Source organism: Streptomyces sp. NPDC037242, from assembly GCF_055604165.1.
The window spans coordinates 84,369-108,405 of sequence record NZ_JBVJUY010000013.1 but is presented as its reverse complement, the minus strand read 5'-3'; the positions used below and the strand labels follow the sequence as shown (position 1 = coordinate 108,405).

At 72.8% G+C, this 24,037-nt stretch carries 20 protein-coding genes; 9 read left to right on the top strand and 11 right to left on the bottom strand.

What is annotated here, in order from left to right; all coding sequences use genetic code 11:
- Positions 1-165: 165 nt before the first annotated feature.
- The 3 genes from ACZ7GJ_RS17710 to ACZ7GJ_RS17700 all read right to left on the bottom strand — a co-directional run bounded on the left by ACZ7GJ_RS17710 (position 166) and on the right by ACZ7GJ_RS17700 (position 4,990).
- The gene (locus ACZ7GJ_RS17710) at positions 166-3,276 is read right to left on the bottom strand and encodes an efflux RND transporter permease subunit (protein WP_470752638.1); all 3,111 of its coding nucleotides are present in this window, start codon (positions 3,274-3,276) and stop codon (positions 166-168) included.
- Between the two features lie 155 nt (positions 3,277-3,431).
- Positions 3,432-4,139, bottom strand: coding sequence for a response regulator (locus tag ACZ7GJ_RS17705; RefSeq protein ID WP_470752636.1), 708 nt, complete (start codon positions 4,137-4,139; stop codon positions 3,432-3,434).
- Between the two features lie 29 nt (positions 4,140-4,168).
- On the bottom strand, positions 4,169-4,990 hold the full coding sequence (locus tag ACZ7GJ_RS17700; RefSeq protein WP_470752634.1) for an adenosylcobinamide-GDP ribazoletransferase: 822 nt from the start codon (positions 4,988-4,990) through the stop codon (positions 4,169-4,171).
- A gap of 70 nt (positions 4,991-5,060) precedes the next feature.
- Here ACZ7GJ_RS17700 and ACZ7GJ_RS17695 point away from each other — a divergent pair, with 70 nt between their 5' ends.
- On the top strand, positions 5,061-5,837 hold the full coding sequence (locus ACZ7GJ_RS17695) for a hypothetical protein (RefSeq protein WP_470752632.1): 777 nt from the start codon (positions 5,061-5,063) through the stop codon (positions 5,835-5,837).
- An 80-nt stretch (positions 5,838-5,917) separates the two neighbouring features.
- On the opposite strand, the gene pspAA is transcribed toward ACZ7GJ_RS17695, so the two are convergent.
- Both pspAA and ACZ7GJ_RS17685 read right to left on the bottom strand, forming a co-directional pair.
- A complete protein-coding gene (pspAA, locus tag ACZ7GJ_RS17690; RefSeq protein WP_470752630.1) occupies positions 5,918-6,196 on the bottom strand; it encodes a PspA-associated protein PspAA in 279 nt (92 codons plus the stop codon).
- Between the two features lie 13 nt (positions 6,197-6,209).
- Complete coding sequence (locus tag ACZ7GJ_RS17685; RefSeq protein ID WP_365917288.1) at positions 6,210-7,004, bottom strand: PspA/IM30 family protein; 795 nt, start codon at positions 7,002-7,004, stop codon at positions 6,210-6,212.
- A 253-nt stretch (positions 7,005-7,257) separates the two neighbouring features.
- Here ACZ7GJ_RS17685 and ACZ7GJ_RS17680 point away from each other — a divergent pair, with 253 nt between their 5' ends.
- A complete protein-coding gene (locus tag ACZ7GJ_RS17680) occupies positions 7,258-7,866 on the top strand; it encodes a DUF3043 domain-containing protein (protein ID WP_470752627.1) in 609 nt (202 codons plus the stop codon).
- A 101-nt stretch (positions 7,867-7,967) separates the two neighbouring features.
- Positions 7,968-8,675, top strand: a complete 708-nt coding sequence (locus ACZ7GJ_RS17675) for a class I SAM-dependent methyltransferase (protein WP_470752624.1) — start codon at positions 7,968-7,970, stop codon at positions 8,673-8,675.
- Between the two features lie 67 nt (positions 8,676-8,742).
- Here ACZ7GJ_RS17675 and ACZ7GJ_RS17670 read toward each other — a convergent pair whose 3' ends face one another.
- On the bottom strand, positions 8,743-8,955 hold the full coding sequence (locus ACZ7GJ_RS17670; RefSeq protein ID WP_470752623.1) for a hypothetical protein: 213 nt from the start codon (positions 8,953-8,955) through the stop codon (positions 8,743-8,745).
- A gap of 103 nt (positions 8,956-9,058) precedes the next feature.
- Between ACZ7GJ_RS17670 and ACZ7GJ_RS17665 the strand changes: the two genes are divergently transcribed.
- The 5 genes from ACZ7GJ_RS17665 (at position 9,059) to ACZ7GJ_RS17645 (ending at position 15,432) form a co-directional block, all read left to right on the top strand.
- Positions 9,059-10,267, top strand: coding sequence for a bifunctional adenosylcobinamide kinase/adenosylcobinamide-phosphate guanylyltransferase (locus ACZ7GJ_RS17665; protein ID WP_470752620.1), 1,209 nt, complete (start codon positions 9,059-9,061; stop codon positions 10,265-10,267).
- A 139-nt stretch (positions 10,268-10,406) separates the two neighbouring features.
- Positions 10,407-11,474 (top strand): nicotinate-nucleotide--dimethylbenzimidazole phosphoribosyltransferase, encoded by a 1,068-nt coding sequence (gene cobT / locus ACZ7GJ_RS17660; RefSeq protein WP_470752618.1) that lies wholly within the window; start codon positions 10,407-10,409, stop codon positions 11,472-11,474.
- Positions 11,475-11,585: 111 nt separating this feature from the next.
- Positions 11,586-13,454 carry a phosphatidylglycerol lysyltransferase domain-containing protein gene (locus tag ACZ7GJ_RS17655; RefSeq protein ID WP_470752616.1) on the top strand — a complete coding sequence of 623 codons (1,869 nt, stop codon included), beginning with the start codon at positions 11,586-11,588 and terminating at the stop codon, positions 13,452-13,454.
- Positions 13,418-14,176 carry a hypothetical protein gene (locus ACZ7GJ_RS17650; protein ID WP_470752614.1) on the top strand — a complete coding sequence of 253 codons (759 nt, stop codon included), beginning with the start codon at positions 13,418-13,420 and terminating at the stop codon, positions 14,174-14,176. The genes ACZ7GJ_RS17655 and ACZ7GJ_RS17650 overlap by 37 nt, the downstream gene beginning before the upstream one ends.
- Positions 14,177-14,205: 29 nt before the next feature.
- Entirely contained in the window at positions 14,206-15,432 is a 1,227-nt protein-coding gene (locus ACZ7GJ_RS17645; protein WP_470752612.1) for a sensor histidine kinase, read from the top strand.
- An 11-nt stretch (positions 15,433-15,443) separates the two neighbouring features.
- Here the strand turns inward: ACZ7GJ_RS17645 and ACZ7GJ_RS17640 are convergent, their stop codons facing one another.
- The 5 genes from ACZ7GJ_RS17640 to ACZ7GJ_RS17620 all read right to left on the bottom strand — a co-directional run bounded on the left by ACZ7GJ_RS17640 (position 15,444) and on the right by ACZ7GJ_RS17620 (position 22,124).
- Positions 15,444-16,289, bottom strand: a complete 846-nt coding sequence (locus ACZ7GJ_RS17640; RefSeq protein ID WP_470752610.1) for an endo alpha-1,4 polygalactosaminidase — start codon at positions 16,287-16,289, stop codon at positions 15,444-15,446.
- Entirely contained in the window at positions 16,286-16,933 is a 648-nt protein-coding gene (locus tag ACZ7GJ_RS17635; RefSeq protein WP_470752608.1) for a spherulation-specific family 4 protein, read from the bottom strand. Before ACZ7GJ_RS17635 ends, ACZ7GJ_RS17640 begins: the two co-directional genes overlap by 4 nt.
- A 24-nt stretch (positions 16,934-16,957) precedes the next feature.
- Positions 16,958-18,490 carry a hypothetical protein gene (locus tag ACZ7GJ_RS17630; protein WP_470752606.1) on the bottom strand — a complete coding sequence of 511 codons (1,533 nt, stop codon included), beginning with the start codon at positions 18,488-18,490 and terminating at the stop codon, positions 16,958-16,960.
- A complete protein-coding gene (gene pelF, locus ACZ7GJ_RS17625) occupies positions 18,487-20,001 on the bottom strand; it encodes a GT4 family glycosyltransferase PelF (RefSeq protein ID WP_470752601.1) in 1,515 nt (504 codons plus the stop codon). Before pelF ends, ACZ7GJ_RS17630 begins: the two co-directional genes overlap by 4 nt.
- A gap of 92 nt (positions 20,002-20,093) precedes the next feature.
- Positions 20,094-22,124, bottom strand: a complete 2,031-nt coding sequence (locus tag ACZ7GJ_RS17620) for a hypothetical protein (RefSeq protein ID WP_470752598.1) — start codon at positions 22,122-22,124, stop codon at positions 20,094-20,096.
- Positions 22,125-22,480: 356 nt separating this feature from the next.
- Here ACZ7GJ_RS17620 and ACZ7GJ_RS17615 point away from each other — a divergent pair, with 356 nt between their 5' ends.
- Complete coding sequence (locus tag ACZ7GJ_RS17615; RefSeq protein ID WP_470752597.1) at positions 22,481-24,019, top strand: leucyl aminopeptidase; 1,539 nt, start codon at positions 22,481-22,483, stop codon at positions 24,017-24,019.
- The last annotated feature ends 18 nt before the right edge of the window (positions 24,020-24,037 follow it).

The window sequence follows — 24,037 nt, the reverse complement described above, 5'->3', positions numbered from 1 at the left end:
GGGAGAAGAGAGAAGGGGGGGGGGCCAAACCCAGGGCCCGGGGTGGGAAACAAAAACAACCCCCCCCCCCCCCCCCCCTGCCCCCCCCCCCCCCCTCCCCCCCCCCCAACCCCCCCCCTCCCCCCCCCCCCCCCCCCCCCCCCCCCCCTTCGCCTTGCCGGTGGGTCAGACCGTGACCGGGTCCTGCTCCGCCGGCTGCGACGGGACCACCATGAGGCGGGCCCGCTTCTTGACGCGGCGGCGCTCCTTGCGGAGCTCGACCATCGTGTAGAGCGTCGGCACCAGGAGCAGCGTCAGCAGGGTGGAGCTGATCAGGCCGCCGATGACCACGACCGCGAGCGGCTGCGAGATGAAGCCGCCCTCGCCCGTGACGCCCAGCGCCATGGGCAGCAGCGCGAAGATCGTCGCCAGGGCCGTCATCAGGATCGGGCGCAGCCGGTGCCGACCGCCCTCGATGACCGCCTCCACGACGCCCAGCCCCTGGGCGCGGTACTGGTTGACCAGGTCGATCAGGACGATCGCGTTGGTCACCACGATGCCGATGAGCATCAGCATGCCGATCATCGCCGGGACGCCCATCGGGGTGCCGGTGGCGATGAGCAGGCCGAGCGCGCCGGTCGCCGCGAACGGGATGGAGACCAGCAGGATCAGCGGCTGGACCAGCGAGCGGAAGGTCGCGACCAGCAGCATGAACACGATCGCGATGGCCGCGAGCATGGCCAGGCCCAGCGAGCTCTGGGCCTCGGACTGGTCCGAGGAGACACCGCCGATGGTGGCCGTGGCCCCCTCGGGCAGGTCCAGCGCCTTGATCCTCGTCTGGAGCGCGCCGCTGACGGCGCCCGTGTTGTCACCGGTCGGCCGCGCGGTGACGGTCGCGGCGCGGGCTCCGTCGATCCGGGTCATCGCGACGGGGCCGGGGACCTCCTTGACCTCGGCGATGTCGCCGAGCTTCACCGGGCCGACGGGCAGTTCCCGCAGCTGCGCCAGGGTGGTGGCCGGCTGCGCGGACTTGATGACGATGTCCCGCTCGGTGTCGTCGAGCACGGCCTTGCCCGCCGGGTTGCCCCGTACGGCCTGGGCCACGATCGCGCCGAGCGCGGCCTGGCTGAGGCCCGCGTCGGCGGCCTTGGGGGTGGCGGTCACCGAGATCCGGGGTACGGACTGGGACAGGTCGCTCTGGACGTCGGTGACGTCCTTCAGCTCGGCGACCTCGGCGCGAACCTGCTCGGCGGCCTTGGCGAGGACCTCGCCGTCACCGGCCTTGACGACCACGCTGAGGTTCTGGCTCCCGAAGCCGTCGCCCGCGGCGATGGTCGTGTCGCCGATGCCGTCGAGCTTGGCCAGCTCCGCCTCGATGTGCTTCTTCACCGATTCCGCGTCGCCCGAATCCTTCAGGCCGACCTGGTACGAGGCCTGGTTGGAGCCCGTGCCGCCGCCGAAGGCGGCCATGAAGCCGGAGGAGCCGACGGTGACCTGGTAGCTCTTGACGCCCTCGGTGGAGGCCAGCACCTTCTCGACCTTGCGGCTCGCCTCGTCGGAGGCCGCGAGCGAGGTGCCGGGGGCCAGGTGCTGCTTGACCGTCAGTACCTCCTGCTCGCCCTGGTCGAAGAAGTTGGTCTTCAGCAGCGGAGTCATCCCGAAGGTGCCGAGGAGCACGGCGACCGCGATGCCCACACTGGTCAGGCGGCGGCGGGTGGCGAAGCCGAGGACCCGTACGTACGCCAGCTGGAGCCTGCTGCGGGCCTCCTTCTCCTCGGCCTCGCGCCGGGCCCTGCCGGGATCGGCCGCAGCGCCCCGCGGCGTGCGCAGGAACCAGTACGAGAGCACCGGCACGACCGTCAGGGAGACGATCAGCGAGGCCAGCAGGGCCGCCGTGACGGTGATCGAGAAGGGCGAGAAGAGCTCGCCGACCATGCCGCCGACGAGCCCGATGGGCAGGAAGACCGCGACGGTGGTGAGCGTGGAGGAGGTGACCGCGCCCGCGACCTCCTTGACCGCGGTGATGATGGCGGCCTCGCGCTCCTCGCCGTAGCCGAGGTGCCGCTTGATGTTCTCCAGGACCACGATCGAGTCGTCGACGACCCGGCCGACGGCGATGGTGAGCGCGCCGAGCGTCAGCATGTTCAGCGACAGGTCGCGGGTCCACAGCACGATCAGCGCGAGGACGACGGACAGCGGGATGGAGACCGCGGTGACCAGGGTCGAGCGCACCGAGCCCAGGAAGACCAGGATCACGATCACCGCGAAGAGCAGGCCGAGCATGCCCTCGGTGGTCAGGCTGGAGATGGACTTGGCGACGGCCGGGCCCTGGTCGCTGACCACGGTCAGCTCGGCGCCGGAGCCGAGTGTGGAACGCAGTCCGGGCAGCTTGTCCTTGACGGCGTCCGAGATCGCCACGGCGCTGCCGTCCTTGTCCATGGTGAGGACCAGGGAGAGGCTGGGCTTGCCGTTGGTACGGGTGATCGAGTCGGCCTTCGCGGGCTCCTGCTTGACCGCGGCCACGTCACCGAGGCGGACGGCGGGCTTGCCGGGGCCGGGGCTCAGCCGCAGGTCCTCCAGCTGGGCGAGCGAGGTGAAGCCGGAACCGACGCGCACGGTGCGGTTCTTGCCCGCCTCGTCGAAGGAGCCGGCGGGGACGGTGGCGCCGCCCGCCTGGAGGCCCTGGGCGAGCGAGGCGCCGTCCAGGCCCGCGGCCGCGAGCCCGGCCTCGTCCGGGGTGACGGTGACCTGGAGGTCCTGCACGCCGTTGACGCTGACCTGGCCGACGCCCGCGATGTCCTCCAGGACGGGGACGACGGAGCGGTCGAGCTGGTCGGCGAGGGCCTGCTGGTCCTTGTCGGAGGTGACGGCCAGGACGACGGTCGGCATGTCGTCGGTGGAACCGGCCACCACCTGCGGGTCCACGTCGGCGGGCAGCCGGACGCGGGCCCGGTTGACGGCCTGCTGGACGTCGGCCACGAGCTGCTTGGTGCCGCTGTCGCCGTAGTCGAAGGTCGCCATGATGAGGGCGTTGCCCTCACTGGCGGTGGAGGTGATGCCGGTGATGCCGTCGACGCCCTTGAGGGTGTCCTCGATCGGCTCGACGACCTGCTTCTCCACCACGTCGGGCGAGGCGCCCTGGTACGGCGCGAGCACGGACACCATCGGCAGTTCGATGGACGGCAGCAGCTGCTGCTTGAGCTGCGGGATGGCTATGGCGCCGAAGAGGAGCGCGACGAGCGACACGAGGCCGATCAACGCCCTCTGGGCCAGGCTGAATCGGGACAGCCGGAACATGGGTATGGGGATCTCTCTGCAGTGGCGTACGCGCGGGCACTTCAGCCTTCCGCACCCCCGCGGCCGCCACGTCGCTCCCAGGTCCCGTCCTTATGTGCGGCATACCGCGTCCGCAGTACGCCGCCGTACTGCGCGCCCGCGCCGCCGCCGCGGCCTCACTCGGCGCGCGGCCGGACCAGTCCCGATTCGTACGCGATGACCACCAATTGCGCCCGGTCGCGGGCCCCGAGCTTGGCCATCGCCCGGTTCACGTGCGTCTTGACGGTGAGCGGGCTGACCTCCAGCCGTTCCGCGATCCCGTCGTTCGAGAGCCCCGCGGCCACGTGTACGAGGACCTCGCGCTCCCGGACGGTCAGCGCGGCGAGCCGCTCGGCGTGCACCGCGGCGGGCGCGGCGGGGCCGGCGCCGCCGCCCTGGGCGAGGAAGGTGGCGATGAGCCCCTTGGTGGCGGCCGGTGAGAGCAGGGCCTCCCCGGCGGCGGCGACCCGGATGGCGTTGAGCAGTTCCTCGGGCTCGGCGCCCTTGCCGAGGAACCCGGAGGCGCCGGCCCGCAGCGAGGAGGCGACGTACTCGTCGACCTCGAAGGTCGTCAGCATCACCACGCGCACGTCGGCCAGTTCGGGATCGGCGGTGATCAGCCGGGTGGCGGCGAGCCCGTCGGTGCCGGGCATCCGGATGTCCATGAGGACCACGTCGGGGCGCGTCTCGCGTGCGGCGGCGAAGGCCTGCGCTCCGTCGGAGGCCTCCCCGACCACTTCCATGTCGGGCTCGGAGTCGACGAGCACCTTGAACGCGCTGCGCAGCAGCGCCTGGTCGTCGGCGAGCAGCACCCTGATGGGCGGGGGCGTCGGGGTCTCTTCCACGCCCCGACCCTACGCGCTCCCCCGCACCGCTACCCCAGGGCCAGGACCACCAGGACGGCGGTGGCCGAGACCTCGGCCAGTGCTCCGAAGACGTCCCCCGTCACCCCGTCGAAGCGGCGCACGCACCGGCGCAGCAGCAGTTCCGCGACCAGCAGGGCCCCGAGGACCGCGGCCGCGTGCCGGCCGGCGGCCGCCGGGCCGAGCGGCAGCGCGGCGACGGCCGCCAGGAGCAGCACGAACCCCGCGACCGCGGCGGCGGCCCGGCGCGGGACCACGCCTGCGACCGCCGCGCCCAGGCCCCCGGGGCGGGCCGCCGGAACCCCTTCGCGGGAGGCCAGGGTCATGGCGAGCCGGGCGGTGACGGCGGCGACCACGGTGGCGAGGGCCCCGCGGAGCCAGCCGTCGGCGTACGCGTTCGACAGGGCGGCGACCTGGATCAGCAGGGCGAAGAGCAGGGTGACCACGCCGAAGGGCCCGATGTCGGACTGCTTCATGATGCGCAGCGCCTCGTCGGCCGGTTTGGCGCTGCCCAGGCCGTCCGCGGTGTCCGCGAGGCCGTCCAGGTGCAGGCCCCGGGTCAGGGCCGCCGGGACGGCGACGGTGACGGCCGCGGCGAGCAGCGGGCCGCCGTCGAGGAGCAGCAGGAGCACCCCGGGCAGGGCGGCGAGCAGCCCGACGACCAGCCCGGCGACGGGCGCACAGACCATGCCGGTACGGGCGGCCGGGCGGTCCCAGCGGGTGATGCGGGCGGGCAGGACGGTGAGCGTGCCGAAGGCGAAGCACAGGCCGTCGCGCAGCGAGGCGCGGTCTGGGGGCGGTGTCGGCGGCGCAGCGTCGTAGGAATCAGTCATCGGCGCGAACGCTACCTGCTCGCACAGAGCGGTAAATTACCCATTACGTGCCAAATGGGGAGCTCGTGTGATGGGTCACTGGTGGTATCGGAACATCGTCGAGCCCGGGAAGCTGCCGCTCCTGCTCGCCTTGCTCGCATTCGTGACGTCGTTCCTGGTCACGCGCGTGATCACGCGCCTGATCCGGGCCGGGAAGGGGCCGTTCAAGAACGTCACCCCGGGCGGTCTGCACGTCCACCACGTGGTGCCCGGCGTGATCCTGGTGATCATCGGCGGGTTCGGTGCGGTCGGCAGCGGTCAGCACAGTTTCGGCGCGGGGCTCTCCGCCGTGGTCTTCGGGCTGGGCGCCGGTCTGGTGCTGGACGAGTTCGCGCTGATCCTGCACCTGGACGACGTCTACTGGAGCGAGCAGGGCCGCAAGAGCGTGGAGATCGTGGTCCTGACGGCCGCGCTGGTCGCGCTGGTGCTGGGCGGCTTCCTGCCCTTCGGGGTCAACGACCTGAGCGCCGAGGAGCGGCACAGCCGCGGGCTCGTCGTCATAAACACCGCGACCAATTTCTTCCTGGCCCTGATCGCGCTGTGGAAGGGCAAGGCGCGCACGGCCTTCTTCGGCACGGTCGTGCCGTTCGTGGCGCTGATCGGCGCGGTCCGCCTGGCCAGACCCGGTTCCCCGTACGCGAAGCGGTTCTACGCGAACCGCCCGCGGGCCCGCGCCAGGGCCGGGCTGCGGGCCTTCCACCACGACCGCCGCTGGGCGACGCCGCGCCGGAAGTTCGAGAACTTCATCGGCGGGACCCCCGACCCGGAGCGCGCGCCCGTCACCGGCGAGAAGCCCCCCGGGAGCTGACCGCGGGGAGCTGACCGCAGCGCAGGACCGCGCAGAGACCGGCCGGGCAGGCGCTCCGGCCGGTCTTGGCGAGCGGCGGCTCAGCCCGGGATCAGGCCGTCGCCGCTGAGCATCTCCCTGACCTCGTCGAGCGAGGCGTCGGGCCCGGGCAGGATCAGCTCGGACGGCTCCAGCGCCTCGTCGGGCAGGGGCTCGCCGAGCCGCCGTACCGCTTCGAGCAGCTCGCCCAGCGTGCGCCGGAAGCCCTCCTCGTCACCGCTCTCCATCTCCGCGAGCAGTTCGTCGTCCAGCTTGTTGAGCTCGGCGAAGTGGCCGTCGGCCAACTCCACCTGACCTTCCCCCATGATGCGGACAATCATGACGGGCCCCGTCCTACTGCTTGTCGAACCGGTGCTGGCTCTGCGACGGCTGGGCGGTGCCGGGCGCGCCGCCCTCGATGGCCTGCTGCTGGGCGGAAGGGCCGCCCGCGAGCTCGGCCTTCATGCGCTGGAGTTCGAGCTCCACGTCCGTACCGCCGGAGAGGCGGTCGAGCTCGGCCTGGATGTCGTCCTTGGAGCCGAGGCCGCTCTGGTCGTCGAGCGCGCCGGAGGCCAGCAGCTCGTCGATCGCGCCGGCGCGGGCCTGCAGCTGCGCGGTCTTGTCCTCGGCCCGCTGGATGGCCAGGCCGACGTCGCTCATCTCCTCGGAGATGCCCGAGAAGGACTCCGCGATCCGCGTCTGGGCCTGGGCCGCGGTGTAGGTGGCCTTGATGGTCTCCTTCTTCGTACGGAAGGCGTCCACCTTGGCCTGCAGGCGCTGCGCGGCGAGGGTGAGCTTCTCCTCCTCGCCCTGCAGCGTCTGGTGCTGCACCTCCAGGTCGCTGACCTGCTGCTGGAGCGAGGCGCGGCGGGACAGGGCCTCGCGGGCCAGGTCCTCGCGTCCCAGGGCGAGGGCCTTGCGGCCCTGGTCCTCCAGCTTGGAGGACTGACCCTGGAGCTGGTTCAGCTGCAGCTCCAGGCGCTTGCGGGAGGTCGCCACATCGGCGACGCCCCGGCGCACCTTCTGAAGCAGCTCCAGCTGCTTCTGGTACGAGTAGTCAAGGGTCTCGCGCGGGTCCTCGGCCCGGTCGAGGGCCTTGTTCGCCTTCGCGCGGAAGATCATCCCCATACGCTTCATGACACCGCTCATGGGCTTCGCGCGCCCCCTTCTGACGGACTTCGCTCCAGGTCACCAACAGAACCCACAGTACGGGCCCTGTCTCTATTACCGCACTGTTCGAGGACGGATGCGCTCCTCCTCCAGGACGACTACGCACCGTCCCTGTCAGGCGTAAGGAGTAGGTGCTCCCCCGACGGGCGGGAACACCCGACACAGGGAAGACGCCCGCCGTTGCCGGATCGTTCCCGGCCGGGGTGGGGCCCGTGCCCGCAACCACGTACCCTTGGGTTTTGTGTTTGGTAGCCGCTCCTCCAAGGAAGAGAAGGCCGCCGCCGCCGACAAGGTGAGCGCCGACCTCTCGCAGCCCCGTGACCCGCAGGCCCCCAAGGGCCGCCCGACGCCGAAGCGTGCTGTGGCCCAGTCGCAGCGCAAGGCAGTCGTGGCATCGACCGGCAATCGCAAGGAGGATGCCAAGCGAGCCCGCGAGCGCCGCCGTGAAGAGATGGCGAAGCAGCGCGAGGCACTCGCCAGTGGCGACGAGCGTTATCTGCCCGCCCGCGACAAGGGCCCCGTACGCCGGTTCGTCCGCGACTTCGTGGACTCCCGCTTCTCCGTGGCCGAGATGTTCCTGCCGCTGGCGGTGGTCATCCTGGTGCTCAGCATGGTCCGCGTGCAGTCGATCCAGTCCATCGCGCTGATGCTGTGGCTCGGCGTGATCGTCCTGATCATCCTCGACTCCATCGGCCTGGTGTTCCGCCTCCGCAAGGCGCTCGCCGAGCGCTTCCCGGACGAGCGGCGCCGCGGAGCCGTCGCCTACGGCCTGATGCGCACCCTCCAGATGCGCCGGCTTCGTCTGCCGAAGCCGCAGGTCAAGCGCGGGGAACGGCCCTGAGCCGAGGGACGCCCGGAGCGTCAGGGGAAGGCTTTTCGGGGGGAGCCCGGCTGTGGCTGGAGGGCCTGGGCGGACTGCGCAACGCCGTCCGCCAGGAACTCGTGGGCCGGCAGGTCGAGGAACAGATCGCACACCGCTTCCCGGTCGGGCAGCGGCTGCGCGTCCTCGACGTGGGCATGGGCCAGGGCACGCAAGCGCTGCGCCTGGCCCGCGCCGGGCACAAGGTGACGGGTCTCGAACAGGACCCGGGCATGCTCGAAGTCGCCCGTGAGGCGCTGGCGGGCGAACCGGCCGGCATCCGCGACCGCGTCCGCCTGATGGAGGGCGACGGCCGCGAGACCGGAGCCCACTTCCTGCCGGGCAGTTTCGACGTGGTGCTGTGCCACGGGGTACTGATGTATGTGCCCGAACCGGACGCCATGCTCGCCGGGCTGGCCCGGATGCTGGCCCCCGGCGGCCTGCTGTCCCTGCTGGTGCGCAACGGCGACGCGCTCGCCATGCGGCCGGGCATGAGCGGCGACTGGCCGGCCGCGCTGGCCGCCTTCGACACCGTCGACTACACGAACCGGCTGGGCCTGGACGTACGGGCCGACCGGCTCTCCGGGCTGACGGCCACGCTGTCGGGGATCGGCGCCCCGCTCCAGGCCTGGTACGGCGTACGCGTCTTCACCGACGGGACCGAGGCCGGCGAGCAGCTCCCCCCGGACGACGAGCTGGAGCGCCTGCTGGCCGCCGAGGAGCGCGCGGGCCGGACCGACCCGTACCGCGGCGTCGCGGCCCTGCTGCACCTGTGCGGCGTCCGGGGCTGACCCCGGTCGGCGCGCGAACGTGCGAAAGCCCGGACCCGAAGCGGGTCCGGGCTTCGCCGTAGGGGCCTCAGGCGTCCAGGGCCGCGCGCAGGCTCATCGTGTAGAGCTCGACGCCGCTGTCGTCGGACAGCTTCACCTGCTCGACACCGCCCTCCAGCAGGTCCTTCCAGTACTCACCGACCCAGGACTCGGCGTCGCCCTGCGTGGTGAACTCCTCCGGTACCACCGACGGGGTCGTCTCGCTGCCATCGGCCGTCTCGAACCGCCACGTCCACGCCATGTCCGCCTCCGTTGCTCGTCAGCTGCTCCACGCTTCTCACCCGAAGTCTGCCCGCAGAGTAACCGGGCGCGCACCACTCTCGGGGACGCGGGAGGATCATCCTGTGGAACTCACTCTGCTCGGCACCGGCACACCCGAAGGACTCCCCCGCCCCGGCTGTCCCTGCGCGGCCTGCGCGGCCTGCGTCGGGACCCGCTCCCGCGCCGCGACGTCCGTACTCGTCGACGGGGCGCTGCTGCTCGACCTGACCCCGGGGGCGGTGCTGGCGGGCGCCCGCGCGGGGCATTCGCTGGCCGGCGTACGGCAGGTCCTGCTGACCCACCCGCACGACGGTCCGCCGGTGGAGCTGCCGCCGGGGCTGCCGGCCGCCGGGCGGGTGCCGGACGGCCGGGAGCTGTCGGTGATCTCCGGGCACCGGGTGCGGGCGGTGCCGATGGACGCGCCGGGCACCGGGTACGAGGTGACGGGCCCGGACGGCAGCCGGCTGCTGTACCTGCCGCCCGGCGGGGCGCCGGCCGGAACCAACGGACTGGTCGGGCAGCGCCCGTACGACATGGTCCTCGCGGACGTGCAGGGCCGGCCGGAGGCGCTGGCGCGGCTGCGGGCGAGCGGCGCGATCGGCCCGGCCACCGATGTGATCGCCGTGCACCTGGACCACGACACCCCGCCGGGAGCCGAGTCGGAGCGCCGCTGCGCGGCGGCGGGGGCCCGTACGGTGCCGGACGGGACCACGGTGCTGGTCGGCGCCTACCACCCGGGGCCGGACGTGCCGCGCCGGACCCTGGTGCTGGGCGGGGCCCGCTCGGGGAAGTCGTACGAGGCCGAGCGGCGGCTGGAGTCCTTCCCCGAGGTGGTCTACGCCGCCACGAGCGGCACCCGCGACGGGGACCCGGAGTGGGACCGGCGGATCGGCCTGCACCGGGAGCGGCGGCCGGGCGCCTGGCGGACGGTGGAGACCTGCGAACTGGTGCCGCTGCTGGCGGACTCCGCGGGGCCGCCGCTGCTCATCGACTGCCTGGCGCTGTGGTTGACGGACGCGATGGACCGGGCCGGGGCCTGGGACGACGCGGTCTGGGCGGAACGCGGCCGGGGGGAGCTGGCCGAGCGCACCGCGGCGCTCGTGGCGGCGGTGCGCGCGACCCGGCGCACGGTGGTGCTGGTGAGCAACGAGGTGGGGGCGGGAGTGGTCCCGGCGACCGCGTCGGGCCGGCGCTTCCGCGACGAGCTGGGCCGGCTGAACGCGGCCGTCGCCGCCGAGTGCGAGCACGTCCTGCTGCTGGTGGCCGGACAGGCGGTGGTCCTGAAGGACTAGGGAGTGTCTGACGGGCGTCGCGACGCCGCGGACACCCGTCAGACACCCCCCTAACCCCCGCCGGGGCGCTCGATCGGCCAGGGGGGACAGGCCCGGGGCCGGGCTTGGGGAGGGCCTTACCGGCTGTACGCTCTGGCAGATGACCACGCTGAATCTCGACGACTTCTCCGATCTGATCGAGCGCCCCGACGGGGGCGTCCGTCGTGATGCCGAGGAACGCCGTGAGCGGCTGGCCGTGCCGACCGGGGCGTTGGGGCGGCTCGACGAACTCGCGGAGTGGCTCGCCGCCGCGCAGGGGCAGGTGCCGGTCAAGCCGGTCGAGCGCCCCCGCGTCGTCCTGTTCGCCGCCGACCACGGGCTCGCCTCGCTGGGCGTTTCCGCCCGGCCCGCAGGCAGCGCGCACGAACTGGTCCGGGGCGTGCTCGACGGGACCAGCGCCGTCGCCATCCTGGCCGCGCGGTTCGGCGCCACCATACGGATCGTCGACGCCGGACTGGACTGCGACCCGGGGCTGCTCCCCGAGGACATCACCCGCCACCGCGTCCGGCGCGGCAGCGGACGTACCGACATCGAGGACGCGCTGACGGCCGAGGAGGCCGAGGCCGCGCTGCGGCTCGGGATGCGGATCGCCGACGAGGAGGCCGACTCCGGTACGGACCTCGTCGTCCTCGGGGACCTCAGCGTCGGCGGGACCACCGTCGCGGCGACGCTGGTGGCCGCCCTGTGCGGGACGGACGCCTCCGTCGTGACCGGCCGCGGCGGGGTGCCGATCGACGACCTGGCCTGGATGCGCAAGTGCGCGGCGATCCGCGACTCGCTGCGCCGGGCCCGGCCCGTACTCGGCGACCAGGTCGCCCTGCTCGCGGCGGTGGGCGGCGCCGACCTGGCGGCGATCACCGGCTTCCTGCTCCAGTGCGCGGTGCGCCGTACGCCGGTCATCCTCGACGGGATCGTTTCGGCGGCCTGCGGACTGGTGGCCCAGCGGGCCGCGTTCCGGGCCCCGGACTGGTGGCTGGCCGGACAGGCCAGCGGCGAGCCGGGCCAGGCCAAGGCCCTGGACCGGATGGCACTCAACCCTGTGCTCGACCACGGCGTCACTGTGGGGGAAGGAACCGGGGCATTGCTGGCACTTCCCCTGGTCCAGGCGGCCGCCGCACTCGCGGCGGAACTCCCGGAGCGGGCAGCGGCGGACGAGCCGTCGGAATGAGCCGTCGGGGCCCGCGACCCTGACCAGGCCGTGGCCCCCCGGACCGGGCCCCCGGACTCCGTCCGGGGGGCCACCGGCATGGACGGGCGGCGCCCCATATCATCGCTTTTCATGGGAGAGGTCCGTTTGACCAGCGTAGAGACCGACCGGAAGACCGACCGCGGAACCGGCGGGGAACCGAACGGCAGGAAAGAGACCGGCGGCGACGCCGGCAAGGCGGGGGGCGGCCGGGAGACCGGCGGGGGAAGCGTCCGGTCGAAGCGCGGCGCCGCGTTCGCGGTCTGGTACCTGCGCGCCGTCACGTTCGTCAACTTCCTCAGCGCGGTATGGGTGTCGCTCGGACAGGACCTGCGCAGCCACAACACCGGTGACTTCTACACCCCCTACCTGCTCGCGCCCGGCTTCGCCCCCGGACTGTTCTCGCTGCTGCTCGCGGTCACCATGCGCCGGCGCAAGCGCGCCGCCTGGGTCCTGAACACGGTGCTGAGCGGCATCACGCTCGCCGTGTTCGTGTACGCCTTCTGCAACCCGGACTACCCGGAGATGCGGGAGCACGCGCAGAACTGGGTCTCGCTCGGCCTGACCGCCGTCTTCTTCGGCGCCCTGCTGCTGGGCCGCCGGGAGTTCTACGCCAAGGGCGACCGCTCCAACCCGGCGCTCGCCACCGCCGTCGCCTCCATCGGCCTGCTGGTCACCTCGCTGATCGCGGCCCTGCTCGTCGGGGCTTCGAACATCGACCCCAACCACGCCGAGGCCACCTTCCTGGCCCGCTGGCGGTACGGCGTGATGCGGCTGATCACCCTCGCCCCCGACGAGAAGATCAGCAGCACGATCACCACGCCCGGCTGGGTGGACGTCTTCATCAACGTCATGTCGACGCTGCTGCTGATCGCCGTGCTGTTCGCGGCCTTCCGCTCGCGGCGCGCCGTGGACCCGATCACCGAGGACGACGAGGACCGGCTGCGGGCGCTGCTCGCCAAGCAGGGCGACCGCGACTCGCTCGGCTACTTCGCGCTGCGCCGCGAGAAGTCCGTCATCTGGTCCCCCACCGGCAAGGCCGCGGTCACCTACCGCGTCGTCGGCGGGGTCTCGCTGGCCTCCGGCGACCCGATCGGCGACCCCGAGGCCTGGCCCGGCGCCATCGACCCGTGGCTGGCCGAGGCCCGCGAGCACGGCTGGGTGCCGGCCGTGATGGGCGCGAGCGAGGAGGCCGGGCAGATCTACGCCCGGCACGGCCTGGACGCGCTGGAACTCGGCGACGAGGCGATCGTGGAGACCGCGGAGTTCACGCTGGAGGGCCGCGCCATGCGCACCGTCCGCCAGGCGTACAACCGCGTCAAGCGCGCCGGCTACACGGTCCGCATCCGCCGGCACGCCGACATCCCGCCCGAGGAGATGGACGTACTCCTCAAGCGGGCCGACGACTGGCGCGACGGCGCGACCGAGCGCGGCTTCTCGATGGCGCTGGGCCGACTGGGCGATCCCGGCGACGGCCAGTGCGTGATGCTGGAGTGCACCGACGGCAAGGGCGATCTGCGGGCCGTGCTGTCCTTCGTGCCGTGGGGACCCAAGGGTCTTTCGCTCGACCTGATGCGCCGTGACCGGGACTCCGAGAACGGCCTGATGGAGTTCATGGTCATCGAACTCCTGGAGCGCTCCAAGGAGATCGGCGTCACACAGGTCTCACTCAACTTCGCGATGTTCCGTTCCGTCTTCGAACGTGGGTCGAAGCTCGGTGCCGGTCCGGTGCTGCGGATGTGGCGCTCGATGCTGAGCTTCTTCTCGCGCTGGTGGCAGATCGAGTCCCTCTACCGGGCCAACGCCAAATACCGGCCGATCTGGGAACCGCGGTTCATGCTCTTCGAGAAGAGTTCGGACCTGCTGCGGATCGGTATCGCGGCGGGCCGGGCCGAGGGCTTCCTGGAGGCACCCGGCCTGCCGAAATGGATGCACCGCAGACATCTGGAGAGCAAGCGTTGACCACTTCCTCACTGCGGCGGTTCGCCCGCCGCGAGTGGGGGCCCCTGTTCTGGACCGTCCGGGACGCGCTCGTCCACGAGAAGTGGCGGGCGATCCCGATGACTCTCGGCGCGGTCTGCCTGACTTCGGTCTTCCAGATCGTGCAGAACACGTCATGGGGCTTCCAGCCGGTCCAGAACCTCGGGTCGGTCAAAGCCGCCGACCCGCTATGGCTGGCCCTGCTGCGGACCCCCCTGTCGCTGTTCGTACCGGCGCTCGACCTGCCGGTCTGGGGGGCGCTCGCGCAGATCCTGCTCGTCTTCGGCATCTCGGAGATCTGCATCGGCTGGTGGCGCACCCTGCTGATCGGCTACGTCGCCACCCTGGCCGGGACGACGTACGCGCGGATCGGGCTCTCGCTCGGCGCCGACCACCCCTTCGGCCTGCCGGTGTCGGACAGGATCGTCAACGACACCGGGCCGTCGGCGGCGGTCGTGGGCCTGGCGATCTACGTGTGCTGGCGGTACCGGGCCTACCTGACCGGGGCCGCCGTGATCGTGGTGATGATCGGCGAGCTGCTGTTCAAGGACAATCTGGCGGGCAAGGAGCACCTGGCCGCCATCGCCGCGGTCATGGCGGTCTGCGTCGTCCGCGCCAAGTGGGGCCCCGAGCGCTCCCGCACCCCGATGGGCCGGCGGCCCCCGCCCGCGGCCGCCCCGCTGCCGCCGCCTCGGCGGGACTGACCCCGGCCACGGGGTCGTACCGTATCCGGGTGACGACACACCTCGGGCCGCTGGCCCCCACGCGGCAGTGGCTGCGGGCCCATCCGCTCGCCACCGACGCCGTGCTCGCGCTCGGGGCGCTCGTCTCCATGGTCGTCGGCTCCTTCGCCGACCCGCACGGACCGCACGGGCCGACCTTCGGCACCCGGACCCCCGAGCCGTTCTCCCTCCTCCTGATGGTGCTGGGCGCGGCGGCCCTGGTCTTCCGGCGCGTGCGTCCGCGCACCGTCCTCGCCGTGACCTGCGCACTGTCGCTGGCGGAGCTGACCACCGGCGAGCCGCGGGCGCCCGTCGCCATGTGCACCGTGATCGCCCTGTACACGGTGGCCGCCCGCACCGACCGCCCCACCACCTGGCGGATCGGCCTGCTCACGATGGCCGGGCTGACCGGCGTGGCCATGCTCGCCGGACCCCTGCCCTGGTACGCGCAGGAGAACATCGGGATCTTCGCCTGGACCGGCATGGCCGCGGCCGCCGGGGACGCGGTGCGCAGCCGGCGGGCGTTCGTCGACGCCATCCGGGAGCGGGCCGAGCGCGCCGAGCGGACCCGGGAGGAGGAGGCCCGGCGGCGGGTCGCCGAGGAGCGGCTGCGCATCGCCCGGGACCTGCACGACGTGGTGGCCCATCACATCGCCCTGGTCAACGTGCAGGCGGGGGTGGCCGCGCACGTCATGGACAAGCGCCCGGACCAGGCCAAGGAGGCCCTGGCCCACGTACGGGACGCCAGCCGCTCGGCGCTGAACGAGCTGCGCGCGACCGTCGGGCTGCTGCGCCAGTCCGGCGATCCGGAGGCGCCGACGGAACCCGCGCCGGGGCTGGCCGTGCTGGACGAGCTGGTCGACACCTTCCTGCACGCGGGGCTGCCGGTGCAGGTCATCGTCCAACTGGGCCGGGGGCGCGATCCGCTGCCCGCCGCCGTGGACCTGGCGGCGTACCGGGTGATCCAGGAGGCGCTGACCAACGTGCGCAAGCACGCGGGGCCGGGCGCCCGCGCCGAGGTGAGCGTGGTCCGGGTCGGGGGCGCGGTGGAGGTGACCGTGCTGGACGACGGCGGGAGCGGCGCGGACCCCTCGCCGGAGGACCCGGGCGAAGGCGAGGGCGGCGGCCACGGCCTGCTGGGCATGCGCGAGCGGGCCGGCGCCCTGGGCGGTTCCTGCTTTGCCGGGCCCCGGTACGGGGGCGGCTACCGGGTGCACGCCATCCTGCCGGTGGCCTGAGACCCCGGCGCCTAGCGGGGCTTGCCGGTGGCGGGGCAGACCTGCCGCCAGACCCCCAGCTCGGCCTTCTTCTGCAGCGAGCTGAGCCGTCCCGCCTGCGCTCGGGCGCACCACTGCCCGATCCGGTTCTCGTACTCCACGTGGAAGACGGCCTTCCCGGCCTTGACGAACGGGTCGAGCAGCCCGCACTCGTCGTGGTCCATGCACTCCTCGTTGACCGCGAAGTCGAACTCCCCCACCAGTTCCGGGATCTGGCCGAGGTCGTTCTTCAGACCGACCGCCAGGCCCCGGTCGTGGGCCAGCTTCGCGATCAGCCGGTTGTAGCGCAGCTGGTCGTCGGCGGTGAGCGGGAAGCCCGACTTGTTGGCGTAGCCGTCCATGTTGTCGGGCTCGACGGCGTCGAAGCCCTTGTCCCGGCACATGTCGATGCGCCTGGCCATCAGCGGCTCCAGCTCCGCGAGCCGCCGGATGTCCAGCCAGCGCTCGCCCTCCCAGCCGTTGCCCTCGCCGAGCATCGAGGTGGGGAAGTCGGCGGCGTCCGGGCGGAAGTCCTCCCAGGCCCCGGTGGAGAGGTAGCAGATGGTCCTGCGGTCGGCCCGCTTCAGCGTGTCGACCTGCTCCTTGGTGGTGTTGAACCCGTCGACGTCGTAGACGGCCGCCTTCACCGAGGTGTCGAGCTTCCCGGTGAGCTGCCACTGCCAGCTGACGCCGGGCCTGGGCTGCCAGCGCTCGCCGGGCGCCGGGGCGGGCGACACGTCGTCCGGGCCGTCGTCGTCGGACTCCCCGGCGGTGCAGGCCGCGAGGAGCAGGAGCGGTACGAGGAGCAGCAGTCGGCTGCGGGAGGACGGGCGTTTCATCCGGTGGCCTCCAGGGCGTACGGGAGGGTCCCCCACGGGTGTGCGCCGGTCCCGGGGACCGCGCAGTGCACGCCCGCCCCCCGCTGCTCGGCGAGTTCGGCGGCCGGGGCGCCGGGCGGGACGGCGTAGACGAGGTGGCAGAACCGCTGGGCGGGGTGTTCGGCGGTCCAGGGCGGCACGGCCGCGTCCCGGTAGGCGTCCCACGGCCCCTCGAAGGTGACGAGCAGGTCGGCGAGTTCGGCGTACCCGGGGTGTGGGTGGACCCCGTGGTTGAGGACGAGGGTACGGGCCCCGGCGGCCCGGGCGGCGACGGCGAGCCGGTTGTAGTGGGGCAGGCTGCGGGAGTCGGAGGAGACCTGGTCGAGGAAGGCCCCGTCGGCGCCGTACCAGTCGCGGTGGCGCAGCAGGTCCTGGACGACGGCCGCGTGCGGGCGGCGCCCGTAGTCGGTGTCGGCGTACCCGAGGACGGGCACCCCGGCCTCGCGCAGTCGCGCCGCGACGACGGCGAACCTCTCGTCGGGGGCCCGGCCCGGCCCGCTGTCGGGGTTGAGCACGACCGAGTGCAGCCGGCCCGCGGAGCGGATGAGCCGCTCCCAGGCCTCGGGCTGGTCGGCGGGGTGCTCGTAGAGGGGCACCAGCAGCATGTGGTCCTTCTTCGGGTACGGGATTCAGCGGTGGGCGGTGGCCCGGCCCAGCAGGAGGCAGACCAGCGCGGTGAGGGCGGCCGCGGCCACGCCCGCCACCACCAGCTGGACCACGCGCGGCTGGCCCGTGCCGGTGAGCAGGGCCAGGCTCTGGGCGACGGCCGCCGAGGCGCAGACGACCGCGGCGGGCCGTACGGCCCCGAAGGACTGGAGGAGGAGCCCGGTCCACATCACGGCGCCGAGCAGCAGCAGGGTGGCGACGCGGATCCCGGTCAGGCCGGGGGCGCCGGGCCAGAGCAGGGTGCCGGCCACGCCCAGGGCCAGCAGCACCGCCAGGTAGGTGGCGAGGCACTGGGTGAGGGTGGCGAGCATCCGCAGCCGGAACGCGCGCGGCGAGCGGGCGCCGCGCAGCCCGGCGAGGCTGCCGCTGCGGAACCGGTGGAGCAGCCATTCGGCGGGACCCATGCTGAGGGTCAGCGCCACCGCCGAGGGGGCGGCGACGGCTTCGGCGGGGCCGCCGGCGAGGACCTCGCCGAGGGCGGCGTACAGCACGAGCAGACCGGTGCCGAGGCCGAAGACCCCGTACGGAACCGATTCGCCGAGGCGGGGCCCGCGCGGTGCGAACTCCTCCTCGGCGCCGCGCAGCATCCGCCAGCGCACCGGACCCTCACCCGGGCGGCGCTGCGACCAGCTCCGGATCCGCCGTGCGGCGGCCCGGGTCCCGTCGGCCACGGGCAGTTCCCGTACGGCCAGCGTGCAGGCGGCCAGCAGGGACACCACCAGCAGCCCGACCCGGACCGGGAGGGGCAGGTCGGTGAAGAACGCGAGCGCGGACCCGGCGGCCATCGGGGCGAGCGCGGCGAGCAGCAGCCGTTCGCGGCCGAGGACGAGCAGCACGGTGGCGGCCCCGACGTACAGGGCCTGACCGGCGGCGAAGGCGTACGAGAACGGCGGCCCGCCGGGGACCGTCAGCGCGGCGGCGGTCCCCAGCAGGGCCCCGGCGGGGGCCCCGGCGAGCAGGGTCCGCCCGGCGGCGGCCCGGTCGCCGAGGCCGAGCCAGGAGTAGGCGCGGTGGGACAGGGTCTGGTCCCAGACCCAGCCGATCAGGGCCCCGGCGAGCAGGGTCACGGTCCCGGCGGGCAGGCCCAGCCGGTCCTTGGGGCCCTCCAGGAGGGGGGCGCCGAGGACGTAGGCGAGGCCGGGGAGGGCGAAGATGAGCCCGCGCAGCAGGCAGGCGGTGAGGGAGACCTTCCACGGGTCGGGGGTGTCCTCGGGCTCCGGGAAGGCACGGGGCACCCGCTCGTAGAGCTCCTCGGCGAGGCCGAAGGAGTCGTGGCGGCCGTAGGTGAGCCGGATGTGCTCGTCGGTCATGCCGTCGGATTCGAGGATGGCGGCGATCTCGTCGGGGTGGACGGCCGCGGCGATGAACCCGCCGAGCCGGTCGGCGAGTTCGTCCATCGGGTCGGCGGCGGGGTCCCCCGGCCCGGTGCGCCGGGGCCGGGGGATGGCGGGCAGGGTGTCGCCGCCGGGAACGCGCAGCCAGAGGGATCCGCTCACCACAGGCTCCCGTCGGCGGCCAGTTCGCGGTACCAGGGGTCGGCGAGCCGCTGCGTCCAGTCGTCGCCCTCGTGGACGGGCAGCACGGGCTGTCCGGCGAGTTCGCGGTAGATGTGGCGGAAGCCGTCCACGGACTGGTGGAGGGTGAACTTCTCCACGACCCGCTTGCGGGCCGCCCGGCCCAGCTGGGCGCGGCGTTCGTCGTCGCGCAGCAGGGCGAGGGTGGCGCGGGCCATGGTCTCGGGCTCGCGCGGCGGGACGACGAGGCCGGTGTCGCCGACGGCCTCGCAGACCCCGCCGACGTCGGTGGAGACGGTGGTGCGGCCGCAGGACATGGCCTCGATGATGCTGAAGGGGAAGCCCTCGCTGATGGAGGAGAGCATCACGATGCTGCCGGCCGCGTACGCCTTGGCGACCTGCTCGATGCGGCCCTCGTAGGAGATGCCGTCGCTCACCCCCAGTTCGGCGGCGAGTTTCTCCAGGCGGATCCGGTAGTCCTCGCAGCCGGCCGGGACCGGGCCGAAGAGGCGCAGCCTGAGGGCCGGCAGCTCCACGCGCATGAACGCGTAGGCGCGGATGAGGGTTTCGAGGTCCTTGATCGGGTCGATGCGTCCGCACCAGCTGAGGGTGGGCACATCGGGTTCGGGGCCGGCCTCGGGGAAGGCGTGCGGGTCGACGCCGTTGTAGACGGTACGGATCCGCTCGGAGTCGGCGCCGCCGCGCTCCTCCCAGCGGCGGTTGTACTGGTTGCACGGGGTGATCAGGTCGGCCTGGCGGTAGCCCTCGGTGTTGAGCTCGCGGTAGAAGCCGAGCATGAGGGCCTTGACGGGCCAGCGCTGGGCGGCGGTGCGGTAGCCGAGGTAGCGCTCGCGCAGGTAGATCCCGTGCTCGGTGAGGAGGAAGGGGACCCCGTCGAGGTGTTTGGCGGCGAGGGCCGGAAGGGTGGCGAGTCCGCTGCTGACGGCGTGCGCGACGCTGTCGGGCGGGATCCGTACGGAGAGCGGGCGCAAGGCGTGTTCCAGCAGGTCGGTGGCGGTGAGCGCGTCGTGGATGGTGGGCTCGGCGTCCGCGGTGACCAGGCCGGGGCGGGTCCACAGGCTCATCAGCAGGCGCAGGACCGACTCGGAGCGCAGGGCCGGGGCGAGCCGGCCGGCCCGGGCGAGCTGGGCCAGTTCCCGCAGGGCTTCGGAGAAGCCGCCGTGCCCGGGGTCGAGCAGGGAGAGCAGGAAGGAGGCGTAGGTCTCGGTGAAGCGGCGTTGGGCCTTGCCGCGCAGTGCCCGGCGCAGTCCGCGGGCGGGCGGCGGGCCCCACAGCGGGACGGCGGTGTGGCGGTAGACGTTGCGCGGCAGTTCCCAGGTGACCGGCTCGCGTCCGGAGCCGGTCAGGGCTATGACGTTGAAGTCGACCTCCGGCATGCCGCGTACCAGTTGGTCGCACCAGGTGCTGACGCCCCCGTGGACGTGCGGGTAGGTGCCTTCGGTGAGCATGGTGACATGACGCCCATGGCTCATGCGGTGTGTCCCCCCAGGACGGAAAAGGGGCCGGCGCCCGTGGTTCGCGGAGCGCCGGCGCTAGGTGGTACTCGTGGCGGCTTTCGGGACGGTCAGCTGGGCAGCTTGAGCGTGACGGCGCTCTGGAGCAGCTCGGGCGAGGTCCAGGTGGAGCGGGTTCCGGCGTAGGCGGTGCCGAAGTCCGCGGTGCCGAGGAGGAGTTGCTTCTTGGTGCCGGTGGGTGCGGTGACCGGGGCGACGACTCCGGCGGGCGCCTTGACGGTGACGGCCGTGCCGATGCGGTAGGCGGTGACCTTGTTCTCGGCGAGCGCCTTGTCCCAGGCCGCGCGGCGGCTGAGCTCGACGCCCGTGTCCTTCATGCTCTGGTTGACGATCGGCGCGCTGGGCGCGTAGAGCGAGCGGTAGGTGTCGAGGACCTGGTTGAGCACCGGGTAGAGGGTGCGGTCCTCGGCGAGGTTGCTCTGGTGGACGTAGTGCGGCCGCGGGTCGTTGGCCAGTACGTGGCGCAGGGCGGTCCTGGCCTCCTGCGGGACGATGTGGTTCAGGTAGCCGGTGGCGGTGTCGAGCGGGTCCGGCAGGCAGGTGGAGGTCGCCGGGTTGTCCTCGCAGACGCCGCTGCCGCCGTCGGCCCGGCTGGTGTAGATCCAGTTGTACTCGTCGGCCATCTCCGCGTTGGTGCCCGTGTTGTAGTACACGTTCATCGGGTGGCGCGGGACGGTGAGGGCGGCGCCGACCGCCCGCTGCGCCGGTTCGCGGGAGTTGTCGCTGCCGGCCCACTTGACGCCGTTGTCCGCGAGCGCGCCGGCCAGGTTGGGATTGTCCTGGCCCTGCTGCGGGAGGGTTTTGAGGCCGGAGTGCTCGCCGGTGACGAGTTCGCTCCGGTCGGTGGCGATGCCCTTGGAGGCCGCCCAGTTGTTGTTGTCGCGGATCTGCGCGGAGATCTCGGCCCGGCTCATCCAGTTCACGGCGCCCTGGGCGTTCTTCGTGCAGGTCCAGGGGGTGGTGGTGGTGTCCTGGACGCAGCCGAGGAAGGGGTGGGTGTAGGTGTGGTTCATCCAGCGGTACTTGGCCCGGTCGGCCACCAGCTGGGCCGTCATGGCGTCGGTGCCGCCGTTCTCGGCCTTCCACTCCTCGCCGGCGCCGGCGTTGAAGAGCATGTCCAGTTTGAAGGTCTTAGCCGTCTGCCACTGCGCCGCGTACTGGGCGTCGGCGGCGGTCATGCGGATGGTGCTCTCCTGGCCCTCGCCGCCCGCGCAGGCGTAGTCGCCGGGCGTGCAGTTGAGCTCCTTGTTCCAGCGGGCGTCCGGGGCGAAGACGTCGTCGACGTGGACCGCGAAGTAGTTGCGCTCCTGGCCGAGGTGGACGCCCTGGGTGAGCCACTCGACGATGCCGCGGGCGAGCAGCCGGAACTGCTGCTGGTACTGGTTGTAGCCGAAGGTGACGACCAGTTCGCTGCGCCCGTCGTGGGTGTACTCGCCGACGAGCGAGGCGCGTCCGGAGCCGACGGGGGCGTCGAGGTAGCTGGTGTAGCCGGGGCGCGGCTTGCCCATGAACCCGAAGCTCTCCGGGACCAGGGGCGAGTTGTCCTCGAAGGCGACCTGGCCCCCGAGGTAGCCGAAGGGGCCCGTTTTGCCGGCGGCCGTGACGGTGGCCGGGGTGCCGTCGAGGGAGCCGCTGTAGCCGCCGTTGTCGGTGTACTCCAGGCCGACGCCCGGGTGGGCCCAGGTGTAGGCGTCCACCTGGCGGATCCCGTACGCCGTCTCGTACGCGCTGAGCGCGGCCATCTCGGCCGAGCCCTCTCCGAACGGGTTCTCGTTCGGCAGGACCACCCCCTGGAACTTGGCGCGCGGGCGGCCGTCGACCGTGTCGCTGAGGTACGCCGCGTTGATGACGGGGCGGCCGCTGCTGCCCAGTTGCACGCGGGTGAACGGGACTCCGGTGTCGCGGAGTTCCGCGGTGATCGCCTCGACCGAGCTGCCGCCGTCGTCCACGACGAGCACCTTCAGGTCGATGCGCGGTGCCGTCGCCGCCCGGGCGGCCACGGCGGGTAGTGCCACGGACACCAGGGCTGCCGCCGCACACACGGCTGCGGCCCTGTTCATCCGGTTCTTCTTGTTGACCATGTCGGCCTTTCCCCCCGCAGGCGTCCTCCGGCTCCGGACCCTGTGGGGCGGGCCGGCCGGGGAGGCTCTGTGGAAATCATGCAAAGGGACCCCGCGTCCCCTTGCGAGAGTGGGCTCGAGTCTCTCGGACCTCGTCAGGTCTAAAGGGCAAACCTGGAACAGAGACCACAGATGGGTGAACCTGCCGCCCCGTTGATCGAACAACTTCCCAAACCTTCGAGTGACGTGCGGACGAGCGCGTACGCGTACGCTCATTTCTGGCGGCCGTCGGGCCGGATTACGATCGCTGCGGAGCGGCCGGCGACCCCGACGCGACCGCAGCCCTCACAAACAAACGGAAGCGAGACTTCACCACCGTGACTGCTCTGACTCTCAGCACTGCCGGCGCGGCGACGCTGCGCGCCGACGCCCTCGTGGTCGGCGTGGCGAAGGGCCCGAAGGGGCTCGTCGTGGCCGCCGGCGCCGAGGCCGTGGACAAGGCGTACGACGGAAAGCTCGCCGCTGTGCTCGACGCGCTCGGCGCCTCGGGCGCCGAAGGCGAGACCACCAAGCTGCCCGCCCCGGCAGGCCTCAAGGTCCCGGTCGTGCTGGCCGTCGGACTGGGACCGGTCCCGGAGCAGGACGAGTCGTACGACGAGGAGGCGCTGCGCCGCGCCGCCGGCTCCGCCTCCCGCGCGCTGCACGGCAGCAAGAAGGCCGCCTTCGCCCTCCCGCTGGACGACGCCTCCGCCGTCACCGCCGTCGCCGAGGGCGCGCTGCTGGGCGCGTACGCCTTCACCGCCTACCAGGGCGGCGAGAAGAAGGCCGGCGACGGCGGCAAGAACAGCGGCCCGAAGCAGCCGCTGGCCGAGGTCGCCCTGCTGGGCGCCAAGCCGCGCGACAAGGAGCACAAGGCCGCGGCCGAGCGCGCCTCGATCGTCGCGGCCGAGGTCAACATCGCCCGTGACCTGATCAACACCCCGCCGAACGACCTCACCCCCGAGGCCTTCGCCGCGGTCGCCTCCGCGACCGCGAAGGAGAACGGCATCAAGGTCCAGGTCCTGGACGAGAAGGCGCTCGTCAAGGGCGGCTACGGCGGCATCATGGGCGTCGGCAAGGGCTCCGAGAACCCGCCGCGCCTGGTGAAGCTCACCTACACCCACGCCAAGGCGGAGAAGACCCTCGCCTTCGTCGGCAAGGGCATCACCTACGACTCCGGCGGCATCTCCCTGAAGCCGGCCGGCCACAACGAGACGATGAAGTGCGACATGTCCGGCGCCGCCGCCGTGTTCGCCGCCGTCGTCGCGGCCGCCAAGCTGGGCCTGCGCGTCAACGTCACCGGCTGGCTCGCGCTCGCCGAGAACATGCCGTCCGGCTCCGCCACCAAGCCCGGTGACGTGCTGCGCATGTACAGCGGCAAGACCGTCGAGGTCCTCAACACGGACGCCGAGGGCCGCCTGGTCCTGGGTGACGCGCTGACCAAGGCCTCCGAGGACAACCCGGACGCGATCGTCGACGTCGCCACCCTGACCGGCGCCATGGTGCTGGCCCTGGGCGACCGGACCTTCGGCATCATGGCCAACGACGACGCCTTCCGCACCTCGATCCACGAGATCGCCGAGGAGGTCGGCGAGGCCTCCTGGCCGATGCCGCTCCCCGAGGACCTGCGCAAGTCCTTCGACTCCCCCACCGCCGACATCGCCAACATGGGTGTCCGGATGGGCGGCGGCCTGGTGGCCGGCCTCTTCCTGCGGGAGTTCGTCGGCGAGGGCATCACCTGGGCCCACCTCGACATCGCGGGCCCGGCCTTCCACGAGGGCGCCCCGTACGGCTACACCCCCAAGGGCGGCACCGGCTCGGCCGTGCGCACCCTGGTGCGACTGGCCGAGCGTACGGCCACGGGCGACCTGGGCTGACGCGCCCCCTGGCGTACT

Excerpts from the sequence above, each read along its gene's own strand:
- ACZ7GJ_RS17710 (WP_470752638.1), bottom strand. The coding sequence starts at position 3,276 with ATGTTCCGGCTGTCCCGATTCAGCCTGGCCCAGAGGGCGTTGATCGGC.
- ACZ7GJ_RS17700 (WP_470752634.1), bottom strand. The coding sequence starts at position 4,990 with ATGACTGATTCCTACGACGCTGCGCCGCCGACACCGCCCCCAGACCGC.
- ACZ7GJ_RS17695 (WP_470752632.1), top strand. The coding sequence starts at position 5,061 with ATGGGTCACTGGTGGTATCGGAACATCGTCGAGCCCGGGAAGCTGCCG.
- pspAA (WP_470752630.1), bottom strand. The coding sequence starts at position 6,196 with ATGATTGTCCGCATCATGGGGGAAGGTCAGGTGGAGTTGGCCGACGGC.
- ACZ7GJ_RS17685 (WP_365917288.1), bottom strand. The coding sequence starts at position 7,004 with ATGAGCGGTGTCATGAAGCGTATGGGGATGATCTTCCGCGCGAAGGCG.
- ACZ7GJ_RS17670 (WP_470752623.1), bottom strand. The coding sequence starts at position 8,955 with ATGGCGTGGACGTGGCGGTTCGAGACGGCCGATGGCAGCGAGACGACC.
- cobT (WP_470752618.1), top strand. The coding sequence starts at position 10,407 with ATGACCACGCTGAATCTCGACGACTTCTCCGATCTGATCGAGCGCCCC.
- ACZ7GJ_RS17655 (WP_470752616.1), top strand. The coding sequence starts at position 11,586 with ATGGGAGAGGTCCGTTTGACCAGCGTAGAGACCGACCGGAAGACCGAC.
- ACZ7GJ_RS17650 (WP_470752614.1), top strand. The coding sequence starts at position 13,418 with ATGGATGCACCGCAGACATCTGGAGAGCAAGCGTTGACCACTTCCTCA.
- ACZ7GJ_RS17640 (WP_470752610.1), bottom strand. The coding sequence starts at position 16,289 with ATGAAACGCCCGTCCTCCCGCAGCCGACTGCTGCTCCTCGTACCGCTC.
- ACZ7GJ_RS17635 (WP_470752608.1), bottom strand. The coding sequence starts at position 16,933 with ATGCTGCTGGTGCCCCTCTACGAGCACCCCGCCGACCAGCCCGAGGCC.
- pelF (WP_470752601.1), bottom strand. The coding sequence starts at position 20,001 with ATGAGCCATGGGCGTCATGTCACCATGCTCACCGAAGGCACCTACCCG.
- ACZ7GJ_RS17620 (WP_470752598.1), bottom strand. The coding sequence starts at position 22,124 with ATGGTCAACAAGAAGAACCGGATGAACAGGGCCGCAGCCGTGTGTGCG.